Consider the following 13,472-nt stretch of genomic DNA (forward strand, 5'->3'; position numbering starts at 1 on the left):
CCCTTGTGGCTGATCTTGGGGCAGGGGGCCGCCCGGCCGCGCAGCGCCTCAGCGCTTGCGCTTGCGGCCACCGCCCGCCTTGCCCGGCACGCCGAGGTAGCAGGTCACTTCCTCGCGGTCGTGATAGAGCTGCCGGCAGCGCAGTTCGTGCTTCTTGTCGACCGAGGCCAGCGCTTCGCCGATCAGGTCGGTACAGAGCTGCAGCTCGTCATAGCGCCGCTTCATCGGCAGCTTGAGGTTGAAAATGGCGTGCTGGCACAGGCCCTGGGCAATCCAGCGCGCCACCAGCGCGGCGACGCGACGCGGCTGTTCCACCATGTCGCACACCAGCCAGTCCACCGGCTTGCGCGGCACGAAGCGGAAGCCGTCCTCGCGCTTGTGGATCACCAGGCCGGTTTCCAGCAGTTCCGGGTTCATGCGGCCGTTGTCGACAGCGGTCACGTGGATGTGGCGCGACACCAGCTGCCAGGTCCAGCCGCCGGGGGCCGCACCGAGGTCGACGGCAGTCATGCCCGGCTTGAGCAGGCGCTCCTGTTCGTCCTCGCTGAGCAGGGTGTGGAAGGCCTCGGCCAGTTTCAGCGTCGAGCGCGACGGCGCTTCGCGCGGCATGCGCAGGCGCGGAATGCCGTTCAGCCATTCGCTGCGGCGGTTCGGCCAGCTCAGCGCCACCGTGGCCCGGTCGGCCGCGGTAAACAGCACGTGCAGGCGCGGCGCCGACGGATCGTCGGTGAAGGCGCCCGCCTGTTCCAGCGCCTCGCCCATGTGCGGCTCCAGCTTCTTCGTCATCGACGACAGGGATTTCGCGCCGTCGGTGTCCGGCGTTTCGATCAGGAAGTCGCTGTAGCCGTCGCACAGCGCGCGCGCCGCGTCGACGACCGGCGTCACGCGGTCGCCCGGACTCATGCCCTCGACCGTGCGGCCGGACCACAGCAGCTGGCGGGAGAAGCACAAGTCCTGCCAGCGCAGCACGCGGGTCAGGGCCCACAGCGCGCCGCCTTCGGCGCGGGCCTCGACCCAGCCGCTGTTGGGTTCGGCCTGGACCTCGACCAGATGGCCCGCTTCGCCGCAGCGGTCGGCGACTTCCTGCGCGCATTCGCGCTCGAAGCCGGGGCGGCAATACATGAGCAGGCCGTGAAGATTAGTTTTCAAGGTATTTCCGATCAGCGGGAATCGACGTCGTGGGGCGTGGTCTGTGGTACATGTCAGGCCTTCGCCGGACGGCACCCCGTAACACGACCCACGACGCAATGAACAGCAAGGATATCGCGCGACGCCGGCTCGGGCGTTCGACGCTTGAAGTGCCGGCCATCGGCCTGGGCACCATGACCTTCGGCCAGCAGGTCGATGAACGCACCGCCCACGCGCTGATGGACGAAGCCTTCGAAGCGGGCATCGATCTGCTCGACGCGGCCGAAATGTACCCGGTCCCGGCGCGCGCCGAAACCTCCGGCGCCACCGAACGCATCGTCGGCAGCTGGCTGGCGAAGAAGCCGCGCGACAAGGTGATCGTCGCCACCAAGGTGGCCGGACCTGCGCGCGGCATGCCCTGGATACGCGGCGGTCCGCTGGCGCTGGATGCGGCGAACATCCGTGAGGCGGTCGAGGGTTCGCTGCGCCGGCTGGGCACCGACTACATCGACCTCTACCAGATCCACTGGCCGGCGCGGAACGTGCCGATGTTCGGCCAGTACGAATACGACCCGTCGGCCGAGCGCGAGGCCTCGTCCCTCCGCAGCCAGCTGGAAGCGCTCGCGAAGCTGATCGACGAGGGCAAGGTGCGCCACGTCGGCGTGTCGAACGAAACGCCGTGGGGCCTGATGAGCTGCCTGCGGCTGGCGGACGCAGGCCTGCCGCGCGTGGTCAGCATCCAGAACGCTTACCACCTGATGAACCGGACCTTCGACATGGGCCTGTCCGAAGTGTGCGAGCGCGAGCAGGTGTCGCTGCTGGCCTATTCGCCGCTCGGCTTCGGCCACCTCAGCGGCAAGTACCTCGACGACGCCGAAGCGGCCGGGCGCATCACCGCCTTTCCGCAGTTCGGTCAGCGCTACTTCAAGGAGAATGTCGCGCCGGCTTCGCGTGCCTACGCCGAGCTTGCGCGCGCGCACGGTCTGACACCGGCGCAGCTCGCGCTGGCCTTCTGCTACCGCAGGCGCACGGTCGCCTGCACGTTGATCGGCGTGACGTCGGCGACGCAGTTGCGCGAAAATATGGGCGCGTGGACAGTGGCACTGACCGACGAGGTCACCGCCGCCATCGACGCCATTCATCTTCGCTACACCAACCCGGCACCCTGACCGGGCGCCGCAGCTATGTCGTACGGCTGCGAACAGGAGAACAACTGATGCTCAAGAAGTCGTTTGCCGCGCTGCTCGCGGCCAGCGTCGTGTCGTGGCCACTGGCGGCGTTCGCAGCCGCCGACGTGAAGAAGCCGGCGGCCACCTCGTCCAAGTCGGCGACCAAGTCGGCGACCAAGCCCGCCGCCAAGTCGACGGCAAAGTCGGCCGCAAAGCCCGCGGCGCCGCAGGAACCGGCGGAGATCGAACTGGCGCACGGGCTGGATGAAGCCGGCGGATCCGCGCTGCAGACGCTGGTCGATGAGTTCAACGCCAGCGGCAAGGGCAAGCAGAAGATCGTGCTGGCCCCGCTGGGCGGCACTGGCGAGAAGCCGCCGGCGCTGCAGGTGCTCGACGACGAGGCGCGCCAGCTCTTCCTCGAAGGCAAGCCGCGTTACACGCCGCTGCACGAGGTGATGACCAAGGCGAAGGAGAAGTTCGCTACTGTGCCGATCCCGGCGCCGATGCCGCCTTACCTCGCTGGAACCAAGGGCCGTCTGAATGCGCTGCCAATCGGTCTCACCACGCCGGTCATGTTCTACAACAAGGACGCCTTCGCCCGCGTCGGCCTCGACCCGGCTGCGCCGCCGGACCACTGGTTCACGCTGCAGGCCGCACTCGGCCAGCTGCGCGACGGCGGCTATGCCTGCCCCTACACCAGCGCACGGCCGACGCAGATCCACGTCGACAACATCAGCGCCTGGCACAACGAGCCCTTCGCCCGCAAGAACGGCAAGAAGGGCGAGGCGCTGGCGATCAACGGCCTGGTGCAGGTGAAACACCTGGCGCTGATGTCGTCCTGGTACAAGAGCCGCTACCTGCACATCTTCGGCCGCGGCGACGAGGCGGTGCCGATGTTCTCCGGCGGTCAGTGCCAGGTGCTCACCGCACGTTCGTCGGCCTGGCCGCAGATCAAGCGCGACGCCAAGTTCGAGGTCGGTGTCGCCGCGCTGCCCTACCACGACGACATCCGTCAGGCGCCGCGTCACACGCTGGCCGACGGCGCCAGCCTGTGGGTGAGCGCCGGCCGCAGCACCAGCGAAACGCAGACCATCGCGCGCTTCGTCACCTTCGTTCTCGACCCGGACCGTCAGGCCGAGTGGGCGCGTGCCACCGGCTTCATTCCGCTGAACCGTGCCGGCATGGTGGCGATTAGCCCGGTCGACGCGCCGACGATAGACGGCGTTGCGCGCGTGGCACTGCGCCAGCTCGCCAGCAAGCCGGGCACCGCCGAGTCGCACCAGAGTCCGGTGGCCGACAACCCGAAGGTGCGCGCCGTGCTCGACGAGGAACTGGAAGAGCTGTGGGCCGACCGCAAGCCGGCCAAGGCCGTTCTCGATACCGCAGTGCAGAGGGTGGGGCCATGTGCGGCAGCGACCAGCTTGTCCTGCTGATCCGCGCGGCGCGCGAGGACGCGTCGGTGCGCGAGCCGCTGCTCAAGCTGCTCGCGCTGGATGACGCCGCCCGCGTGCGGGCGATCGAGAAGTGGGTGAAGGAGGGCGTGGCCGCAGGGCAGTCGATCGAACTGCTGTCGGCCATCGCCTGGCTGACCGACGACGACGTGGCGCGCGAGGCGCGCGACGTACTGGCGCAGTCGTGAGCGCCTGGCCCCGGCCGCTGTGGATTGCCCACCGCGGCGGCGGGGCCGCCGCACCCGAGAATACGCTGGCCGCCATCCGCACCGGCGCGGCGGCGGGCTTCCGCATGGTCGAGTTCGACGTGATGCTCAGCCGCGACGGCGTGCCGCTGCTGATCCACGACGAGACGCTTGAGCGGACGACCGATGGCCAAGGTCTGGTGTGCGAGCACGATTTTGCAGCGCTGCAGCGACTCGATGTGGGCAGCTGGCATGGTCCCGCCTTCGCCGGCGAACGCCTGCCCTCGCTCGAACAGGCACTCGACCTGTTGCTGGCGCTGGATCTGGACGCCAATATCGAAATCAAGCCTGCGCGCGGTTTCGAGCAGGCGACCGGCGAGACGGCGGCCCGTCTGATCGCGGCGCGCTGGCCTGCCGACCGCCGCCCCCCCTTGCTGTCTTCCTTCGACTTCCCGGCGCTCGACGCCGCCCGTCGCGTCGCGCCACAGTTGCCGCGCGGCCTGCTGTTCGAGGAGGTGCCCAAGGACTGGCGTGCGCAGATGCAGGCGCATGAAGCGGTGTCGCTGCACTGCGATCACAGCCGGCTGAGCGCCGACTGCATGCGCGACATCGTGGCGGCCGGTGTGCCGCTGCTCTGCTACACGGTCAACGACGCCGCACGTGCGGCGGCGCTGGTCGCGGCCGGCGTCAGCGGACTGTTTACCGACCGCCTCGATCTGCTGACCTGACGCCTACAGTGGCGGCATGCGGGTGACCGCGTGCTGCTTGAAGATGCGGTCCAGCGTGCCGTCTCGTTCCAGTTCGGCGAGTGCCGACTGCAGCGCCTGCGCGAGCGCCTCGTCGTCGGCGCCCACCGCCAGGCCGAGCGCCCATCCGGCCTGCGGCAGGCCGGGCAGCGGCGGCGGCATGCTCATCGTGAAGCGCTTGCCGGTGGCGGCCATCATCGGTTCGACCTGGCTGCGCATGCCGAAGAAGCCGGCAATCCGGCCCTCTTCCAGTGCGCGCTGGGCGTCGTCCATCGAATGGAAATGCTGCACCTGACTGCGCAGCCGGCCCGCGTTCGACGACAGCAGCGCCATCGACATGATGGATTCACTCTCCGCCCCCAGCGCCTGACCGTCGATGTCGGTCACCGCGTCGAGCTTGGGCAGCAGCTCGGTCGAGCGGATGGCGGCCAGGGTTTCGCGGTGGTAGGCGCCGAAGATCTTCACCTGCGGATTGCGTGCGCTCATCGTCGCATCGACCGGCACGTGCATCATCACGTCGGACACGCCCGGACCGAGGACGGTGCCTTTCCAGACGATATTGCGCAAGTCGTCGTTCATGTTCTCGTCGGCGTCGTAGCTGCGCACGTCGGCCTTCACGCCGAGCCGCTCGGCCAGCGCGCGGCCGAGGTCGACGTCGATGCCGCGCCCGGCGTCGGCGTAGGGCGAGAAATCCTTGTAGACCCCGATGCGCAATGTGCCGCTTGAGCGGACTTCAGCGAGGTCGCGCGCCTCGGCGCTTGCGCTGGTGAAGGCGCAGGCGGCGACGATCAGTGCGGTGGCGAGGGGCAGGGCAGACATCGGCAGACTCCAGTGGTGAGGTAGCGCGAGCTTATGGGCCCGCCCGCCCGCCGGCACCGGCGTTCTGCAGTGCGCCAGCCAGTCAATTTGCCCGCAGTGCGTTTGCGGCGTCCGGCCTATCATTGCCGCCGCTGCCGCCCTGTGCGTCGACAGCGTGCCCCGGTCACCCTCTCGATTGTCCCTGCCGATGAAACGCGTCGACCTCAAGCGCATCCTGCTGATGCGCATCACGCTGTTCGCGCTCGTGTTGCTGTTCTGCGCCATCGCGGTCACGCTGAAACAGACCCGCGATCGCCTGCATGCGGACATCCCGCGCACCGGCGGCACGATGAAGCAGCTGATCGAAACCGAGATCGCGCGCGCGACGCCGCCCTTCGTGCGCGATCTGCACGGCATCGAGCTGACCGGGCTGGAAGGCATAGGCCGGCTCGTGCACTTCTGCGCAGCGGTGACCGATATCTACAGCCGGCCGGTGGTGCAGCGCTGCTTCGGCGACGCCGAGGCGCCGCGCTGGCTGCCGGCCTCGCTGATGCGCAGCGTGGTCGGCGAGGAGGCGCGCTATATCGGCCCGGTCGGCAAGTATCCGGGCATCAAGGTGGGCGAACTGACGGTGACGCCCAATTTCGCCAGCGTCGCCCAGTCCGTGTGGTCGGACATCCGCAACCTGCTCATCATCACCGCTGGCGTGCTGTTGCTCAACGTGCTGGTCTATCTGCCGGTGCGCCGCGTGCTGCGGCCGACCGACGAAATTCTGCGCAGCCTCGGCCGGATGGAATCGGGCGACCTGTCGGTGCGGCTGTCGTCCTTCGAGCTGATCGAACTGCAGCGCATCAGCGATGTGTTCAACCACCTCGCCGAGCGACTGGAGCACACGATGGGCGAACAGCGCGAACTGGCGCGCCGGCTGCTCGAAGTGCGCGAGGAAGAGCGGCGCCGGCTGGCGCGCGAACTGCACGACGAACTGGGACAGTGCCTCACTTCGATACAGGCCGAGGCGGCCTATGCGCGCGAACTGGCACACGACCAGTTGCCGGCGCTGACGCCCAGCGCCGAGGCGATTTCGCGCATCACCGCGCACATGATGGAAGTGCTGCAGCTCATCCTGCGCGAACTGCGGCCGGTCGGGCTGGAAGCCTTCGGCCTGGCGGCCACCCTGGAACAGCTGATCGACAGCCGCAACCGCAGCAGCCATGGTCGCTGCCTGCACACGCTGGCGATAGACGGCGACGTCGGCGGTCTGGCCGACAACCTGAACGTGAGTCTCTACCGCATCGTCCAGGAGAGCCTGACCAACGCGCAGAAGCACGCCGATGCGCGCCGCATCGCGGTGACCCTGCGCTGCAACGATCATGAAGTACGGCTGTGCATCGACGACGACGGCCGTTCGGAGCCCGGTTCGACCTTCGACGGCGGCCTGGGCGTACTCGGCATGCGCGAGCGCGTGCAGGCGCTGGGTGGTCGACTGACGATGACGCCGCGCGACGAGGGCGGCCTGCGTGTCGAGGTCGTCGTGCCGGCGGATGCCGGACGACCAAACCCGCCCACCAACCTTCAAGAGGTGCTCGCATGATCCGTTTGCTTCTGGTCGATGACCACGCCGTCGTGCGCGAGGGCTACCGGCGCCTGCTCGAACGTCGCGCCGACCTGCGCATCGAAGCCGAAGCGGCCAGCGCCAACGAGGCGCTGACCGCCTTCCGCACCGTGCAGCCCGACGTCGTCATCCTCGATCTCGGGCTGCCCGACATGGGCGGCGTCGAGCTGGTGCGCCGACTCATGCAGCGCGAGGCCCGGGCGCGCATCCTGGTGTTCAGCATGCACCGCGATCCGCTGTTCGCGTCGCAGGCGCTGCGCGCCGGCGCGCTCGGTTACGTCACCAAGAGCTGCGCGCCGGACGTGCTGATCGACGCCGTCTATCAGGTCGCGGCACGGCGCCGCGTACTCAGCCCGGACATCGCGCCCGAACTGGCGCTGGCGCTGCTGAACGACGCCGACAATCCGCTCGACGCGCTGTCGCCACGCGAATTCGAGGTGCTGCGCATGCTGCTCGACGGCCGTTCGGCCGACGAGATCGGCCAGGCGCTGCACATCAGCCCGAAAACCGCGCAGAACACGCACTACCAGATCAAGGCCAAGCTCGGAACGCGCACCGACATCGATCTGGTGCGGCTGGCGATGAAGTGGGGACTGGGCGCGTCCGAGGGCGCCGGCGACGCCTGATTGCCGGTCAGCCGGTGGCGCGGGCGTAGTCCAGCGTGGCCGCGACCGCGGCCTGCCAGCGGGGCACCAGGCGGTCGCGAAGATCCCCCTGCTGCGCCTCGAAGCTGCGGCCGTCGCCCTCCGGTAAGGACATGTCGACATCGCAGCCGCGCGCCGCCAGCATTGCCGCACCGAGCGCCGTCGTTTCCTGTGTCGGCGCCACGCGCACGGTGCAGCCGAGCAGGTCGGCCTGCATCTGCATCAGCAGCGCGTTGGCGGTGCCGCCGCCATCGACCCGCAGTTCGCGCAGCGCGGCGCCGGCGTCGGCCTCCATCGCCCGCATCACGTCCAGCGTCTGCAGCGCGATCGACTCGAGTGCGGCACGCGCGATGTGCGCGCGTGTCGTGCCACGGCTCAGACCGAACATGGTGCCGCGTGCCGCCGCGGACCAGTGCGGGGCGCCCAGCCCGGTGAAGGCCGGTACCACGGTGACGCCACCGCTGTCCTGCACGCTGGCAGCCAGCGCCTCGACGTCGCCCGAGCGGGCGATCAGGCCGAGCCCGTCGCGCAGCCACTGCACCAGGGCGCCGGTCACGAACACGCTGCCTTCCAGCGCGTACTCGATCGCGTCTGTCGTCTGCGCGGCGCAGGTGGTGAGCAGGCCGTGACGCGAGGCGATGACCTCGCGGCCGGTGTGCATCAGCATGAAGCAGCCGGTGCCATAGGTGTTCTTGGCCAGACCGGGCGCGGTGCAGTCCTGGCCGTACAGCGCCGCCTGCTGGTCGCCGGCGATGCCGCTCACCGGCAGCGCGCGGCCGAACAGTGTGGGCTCGGTTTCGGCCAGCAGGCCGCTGGACGGTACGACCTCGGGCAGCAGCGCGCGCGGCACACGGAACAGCGCCAGCAGCTCGTCGTCCCAGCGGCCGCTGCGGATGTCCAGCAACTGGGTGCGGCTGGCGTTGGTGAGGTCCGTGATGTGACGACGGCCGCCGGTGAGCTGCCACACCAGCCAGCTGTCCATCGTGCCGCAGGCCAGTTCGCCGCGTTCGGCCCGTTCGCGCGCGCCCGGCACGTGGTCGAGCAGCCAGGCGATCTTGCTGGCGGAAAAATAGGGATCGAGCACCAGACCGGTCCGGCTGCGCACGAAGTCTTCGTGGCCATCGGCGCGCAGGCGGTCGCAAGTGTCGGCGGTGCGCCTGTCCTGCCAGACGATGGCCGGCGCCAGCGGCGCGCCGGTCGCGCGCTCCCACAGCAGCACGGTTTCGCGCTGGTTGGTGATGCCGATGGCGGCGATTCCGTCCACCTTCACCGCGGCGCGCAGCAGGGCTTCGTGCGCGCAGGCCAGCGTGTCGGTCCAGATGCGCAAGGCGTCGTGTTCGACCCAGCCCGGTTGCGGATAGCTTTGCGGCAGCTCGCGCTGCGCCATCGCGACGACGCGGCCGGTGGCGTCAAATATCAGCGCGCGCGAACTGGTGGTGCCCTGATCGAGCGCGAGAATGAAGCGCTGTGCAGTGTTCGAAGAGGCGGTCACGGCGGTAATCCTCCATTCGCGGGTCGATGTGACTGGGGCGGGTACGCGCGCGCTGGCGGCAGGCCCGACGATACCGGGCCGGCTCGTGCTTGCAAACTTTCGCGCCGCCCCGATATCCACTGACATGCCGGCGAGCAGCGCAGGCAGGGCGCGCCGCGCCGACGCCCGCCCTCACCGCAGTACTTTCAAGCTGGAGTCCCGATGTCCGAACCGTTCACCATCCCGCTGTCCATGCTCGATCTGGTACCGGTCCGCCAGGGCGGCAGCGTGGCCGATGCGCTGCAGGAATCCGTCGCGCTGGCGCGCCATGTCGAGCAGCTCGGCTTCCGGCGATACTGGCTGGCCGAGCACCACAATATGGACGGCATCGCCAGCGCAGCGACCGCGGTGCTGATCGGTCATTTCGCGGGCCAGACCTCGCGTATCCGCGTCGGCTCGGGCGGCGTCATGCTGCCCAATCACGCGCCGCTGGTGGTGGCGGAGAACTTCGGCACGCTGGCGACGCTGTACCCGGGGCGTATCGACCTGGGTCTCGGCCGTGCGCCGGGCGCTGACCGCGCGACCATGCGCGCCCTGCGTCGCGATCTGTCGGGCAACGGCGACGACTTCCCGGAGCAGGTGGCGGAGCTGCGTGCCTTGCTGGCACCGGCGCAGCCCGGTCAGGCGGTGCGCGCGATGCCGGGTGAAGGCACCGAAGTGCCGGTGTGGCTGCTCGGGTCCAGCCTGTTCAGTGCGCAGCTGGCGGCCCAGCTGGGCCTGCCCTATGCCTTCGCCGCCCATTTCGCGCCACGCATGATGCTGGAGGCCGCCCGCCTCTACCGCGGACTGTTCCGGCCGTCCGCTGTGCTTGACCGCCCGCATCTGATGCTGGGCGTGCCGGTGGTGGCCGCCGACAGCGACGATGAGGCGCGCTGGCTTGCCACCTCGACGCAGCAGCGCGTGCTGGCGCTGCTGCGTGGCGAGTCGCTGCGACTGCGGCCGCCGGTGGCCGACATGACGCCGCTGTGGGCCGGGCACGAGAAGGCGTCGGTCGATGCTTTCCTCGCCGAAGCGGTGGTCGGCGGACCGGATACGGTGCGCCGAGGCCTCGAATCGCTGGTCGAGCGCACCGGGGCGGACGAGCTGATGGTGGTGACCGACATCCACGACTTCGCGCTGCGCCTGCGCTCCTGCCGCATCGTCGCCGAGGTGGCCGGCGTGAGTGCGGAGCCGGCCGTCGCCTGAGCGCTGCTGCGGCAATCCGGCCGGCGGCGGCGCGAATGCTAGAATCCGCGACTGTTTTCGCGCCGCAGCGCGCGCCCTGAAATCCTGATTGCCGACCATGAACAGCGCCGATATCCGCTCCGCCTTCCTGAATTTCTTCGCTTCCAAGGGCCACCAGATCGTGGCTTCCAGCTCGCTGGTGCCGCACGAGGACCCGACGCTGCTGTTCACCAACGCCGGCATGAACCAGTTCAAGGACGTGTTCCTCGGCTTCGACAAGCGCAGCTACAACCGCGCGACCACCTCGCAGAAATGCGTGCGCGCCGGCGGCAAGCACAACGACCTGGAGAACGTCGGCTATACCGCGCGCCACCACACCTTCTTCGAAATGCTGGGCAACTTCAGCTTCGGCGACTACTTCAAGCGCGACGCCATCGCGTTTGCGTGGGAACTGCTGACCGAAGTGTTCAAGCTGCCCAAGGACAAGCTGACGATCACCGTCTATGCCGAAGACGACGAAGCCTTCGACATCTGGACGAAGGAGATCGGCGTGCCGGCCGAGCGCGTCATCCGCATCGGCGACAACAAGGGCGCGCGCTACGCCTCCGACAACTTCTGGATGATGGGCGACACCGGCCCCTGCGGCCCGTGTACCGAAATCTTCTACGACCACGGCGCCCACATTCCGGGCGGTCCGCCGGGTTCGCCGGACGAGGACGGCGACCGTTTCATCGAAATCTGGAACAACGTGTTCATGCAGTACAACCGCGACGAAGCGGGCGTGCTGCATCCGCTGCCCAAGCCCAGCGTGGACACCGGCATGGGTCTGGAGCGCATCGCCGCCGTGCTGCAGGGCGTGCACAGCAATTACGAAATCGACCTGTTCGTCGCATTGATCGCCGCCGCCGCGCGCGAAACGAACACCACCGATCTCGACAATCCGTCGCTGAAGGTGCTGGCCGACCACATCCGCGCCTGTTCCTTCCTGATCGCCGACGGCGTCATTCCGGGCAACGAAGGCCGCGGCTACGTGCTCCGCCGCATCATCCGCCGCGCCATCCGCCACGGCTACAAGCTGGGCGCACGCGCCGCCTTCTTCCACCGCATGGTGCCGGACCTGGTGGCGCAGATGGGCGCCGCCTACCCGGATCTGGCGGCGGCGCAGCAGAAGGTGATGGACGTGCTGCGGCAGGAGGAGGAGCGTTTCTTCGCCACCATCGCCAACGGCATGGACATCCTCGAATCGGCGCTGGCCGCGCTGGCGCAGGGCGCCGCGCTGGACGGCGAGACGGCGTTCAAGCTGCACGACACCTACGGCTTCCCGCTCGACCTGACCGCGGATATCTGCCGCGAGCGCGGCGTGACCGTGGACACCGAAGGCTTCGACGCCGCGATGGCGCGCCAGAAGGAACAGGCGCGCGCCGCCGGCAAGTTCAAGATGGCCACCGCGCTGGAATACGACGGCGTGCAGACCACCTTCCGTGGTTACGACACGCTGGACGCGGGGGGCAAGGTGGTCGCGCTGTACCGTGACGGCGCGCCGGTGAATGAACTGTACGAGGGTGAACTGGGCGTCGTCGTGCTCGACGAGACGCCGTTCTACGCCGAATCCGGCGGCCAGGTCGGCGACCGCGGCGAACTGCGCGCGGCGCAGGGCATTTTCAAGGTCGAGGACACGCTGAAGATACAGGCGGCGGTGTTCGGTCACCACGGCGTGGTCGGCACCGGCCGCATCGCGGTCGGCGACAGCGTGAGCGCGCGCGTCGATGTGCGCGCCCGCGCCGCCACCGCGCGCAACCACTCGGTCACCCACCTGATGCACAAGGCGCTGCGCGAGGTGCTGGGCGATCACGTGCAGCAGAAGGGTTCGCTGGTCGATGCCGACAAGACCCGCTTCGACTTCGTTCACAACGCGCCGATGAGCGACGACGAAATCGGCCGTGTCGAACGCATCGTCAATGCCGAAATCCTCGCCAACGCCGCCACCCAGGCGCGCGTGATGGGCATCGAGGACGCGCAGAAGTCGGGCGCCATGATGCTGTTCGGCGAGAAGTACGGCGACGAGGTGCGCGTGCTGGACATCGGCTCGTCGCGCGAACTGTGCGGCGGCACCCACGTCGCACGCACCGGCGACATCGGCCTGTTCAAGATCACGGTAGAGGCGGGCGTCGCCGCCGGCATCCGCCGCGTCGAGGCCATCACCGGCGAGAACGCGGTGGCTTTCGTGCAGCGTCAGGACAGGCTGGTGTCGGAAGCGGCCGCCGCGTTCAAGGCGCCGGCCAATGAGCTGCCGGCCAAGATCGCCCAGGTGATCGACAACGTGCGCGCGCTGGAAAAGGAGATCGCCCGCCTGAAGAGCAAGCTCGCCGCCAGCCAGGGCGACGAGCTGGCGGCGCAGGCCGTCGCTGTCGGCGGCGCCAAGGTGCTGGCCGCGGTGATGGAAGGGGCCGACGTACCGGCACTGCGTGAAACGCTGGACAAGCTGCGTGACAAGCTCGGCTCGGCCGCCATCGTGCTGGCCGCGGTGAACGAGGGCAAGGTGAGCCTGATCGCCGGTGTCACGCCGGATCTGACGGCGAAGGTGAAGGCCGGCGAACTGGTCAATTTCGTCGCCGGGCAGGTCGGTGGCAAGGGCGGCGGCAAGCCGGACATGGCGCAGGCGGGTGGCACCCAGCCGGAGAACCTGCCGGCGGCGCTGGCCGGTGTCGGCAAATGGGTGGAAGGAAAGCTCGGATGAAAACCGTTGCAGTGTTGCTGATGGCGCTGGTGTCGGCCGGCGCGCTGGCCGGCGAGGGCGTGGTGATCGAGGCGACCACCGCCGCCGGCGAGAAGGTCGAACTGATGCCGGACGGCCGCTGGCGCTTCGTCGACGCGGCGAAGCAGGCGGAGGCGAAGAAGGTGGCCGACACCTACCCGCAGAATCACCTGCGGCCGGAAGGGGCGCAGGGCGGCTGGTTCGGCACCCGCGTCATCCTGCCCGGTGACAAGGACTACAACCGCGGCACGCTGAATCCGAAGATGCGCTGAATGCTGTAACGAAAATG

12 protein-coding genes are annotated in these 13,472 nt (G+C 68.9%); 9 read left to right on the plus strand and 3 right to left on the minus strand.

What is annotated here, in order from left to right:
- Positions 1–48 precede the first annotated feature (48 nt).
- Positions 49–1,149 (minus strand): 23S rRNA (cytidine(2498)-2'-O)-methyltransferase RlmM, encoded by a 1,101-nt coding sequence (gene rlmM / locus IV112_RS18510; RefSeq protein WP_304005993.1) that lies wholly within the window; start codon positions 1,147–1,149, stop codon positions 49–51.
- Positions 1,150–1,247: 98 nt separating this feature from the next.
- On the opposite strand from rlmM, the gene IV112_RS18515 reads away from it, so the two are divergent.
- The 4 genes from IV112_RS18515 to ugpQ are packed head-to-tail and all read left to right on the plus strand — an operon-like array spanning position 1,248 to position 4,661.
- Positions 1,248–2,297, plus strand: a complete 1,050-nt coding sequence (locus IV112_RS18515; protein ID WP_304005995.1) for an aldo/keto reductase — start codon at positions 1,248–1,250, stop codon at positions 2,295–2,297.
- Positions 2,298–2,344: 47 nt separating this feature from the next.
- A complete protein-coding gene (locus IV112_RS18520) occupies positions 2,345–3,730 on the plus strand; it encodes an extracellular solute-binding protein (RefSeq protein ID WP_304005997.1) in 1,386 nt (461 codons plus the stop codon).
- Positions 3,700–3,936, plus strand: a complete 237-nt coding sequence (locus IV112_RS18525) for a hypothetical protein (protein WP_020164255.1) — start codon at positions 3,700–3,702, stop codon at positions 3,934–3,936. Before IV112_RS18520 ends, IV112_RS18525 begins: the two co-directional genes overlap by 31 nt.
- Entirely contained in the window at positions 3,933–4,661 is a 729-nt protein-coding gene (gene ugpQ, locus IV112_RS18530; RefSeq protein WP_304005999.1) for a glycerophosphodiester phosphodiesterase, read from the plus strand. Before IV112_RS18525 ends, ugpQ begins: the two co-directional genes overlap by 4 nt.
- 3 nt (positions 4,662–4,664) lie before the next feature.
- On the opposite strand, the gene IV112_RS18535 is transcribed toward ugpQ, so the two are convergent.
- The gene (locus IV112_RS18535) at positions 4,665–5,498 is read right to left on the minus strand and encodes a substrate-binding periplasmic protein (protein ID WP_304006001.1); all 834 of its coding nucleotides are present in this window, start codon (positions 5,496–5,498) and stop codon (positions 4,665–4,667) included.
- A 187-nt stretch (positions 5,499–5,685) separates the two neighbouring features.
- On the opposite strand from IV112_RS18535, the gene IV112_RS18540 reads away from it, so the two are divergent.
- Positions 5,686–7,068: a sensor histidine kinase gene (locus IV112_RS18540; RefSeq protein ID WP_304006003.1), complete on the plus strand. Its 1,383-nt coding sequence runs from the start codon at positions 5,686–5,688 to the stop codon at positions 7,066–7,068.
- Positions 7,065–7,715: a response regulator transcription factor gene (locus IV112_RS18545; protein WP_304006005.1), complete on the plus strand. Its 651-nt coding sequence runs from the start codon at positions 7,065–7,067 to the stop codon at positions 7,713–7,715. The genes IV112_RS18540 and IV112_RS18545 overlap by 4 nt, the downstream gene beginning before the upstream one ends.
- A 7-nt stretch (positions 7,716–7,722) precedes the next feature.
- Here IV112_RS18545 and glpK read toward each other — a convergent pair whose 3' ends face one another.
- Positions 7,723–9,234, minus strand: a complete 1,512-nt coding sequence (glpK, locus tag IV112_RS18550) for a glycerol kinase GlpK (protein WP_438362262.1) — start codon at positions 9,232–9,234, stop codon at positions 7,723–7,725.
- Positions 9,235–9,426: 192 nt separating this feature from the next.
- On the opposite strand from glpK, the gene IV112_RS18555 reads away from it, so the two are divergent.
- From IV112_RS18555 to IV112_RS18565, 3 genes are all read left to right on the plus strand, one after another.
- Positions 9,427–10,449: an LLM class flavin-dependent oxidoreductase gene (locus IV112_RS18555; RefSeq protein ID WP_304006009.1), complete on the plus strand. Its 1,023-nt coding sequence runs from the start codon at positions 9,427–9,429 to the stop codon at positions 10,447–10,449.
- Positions 10,450–10,546: 97 nt separating this feature from the next.
- Entirely contained in the window at positions 10,547–13,165 is a 2,619-nt protein-coding gene (alaS, locus tag IV112_RS18560) for an alanine--tRNA ligase (RefSeq protein ID WP_304006011.1), read from the plus strand.
- Positions 13,162–13,455 (plus strand): hypothetical protein, encoded by a 294-nt coding sequence (locus IV112_RS18565; protein WP_304006013.1) that lies wholly within the window; start codon positions 13,162–13,164, stop codon positions 13,453–13,455. Before alaS ends, IV112_RS18565 begins: the two co-directional genes overlap by 4 nt.
- Positions 13,456–13,472 lie beyond the last annotated feature (17 nt).

It is taken from the genome of Methyloversatilis discipulorum (assembly GCF_018780585.1).
In the GTDB taxonomy this organism is placed as follows: Bacteria; Pseudomonadota; Gammaproteobacteria; order Burkholderiales; family Rhodocyclaceae; genus Methyloversatilis; species Methyloversatilis discipulorum_B.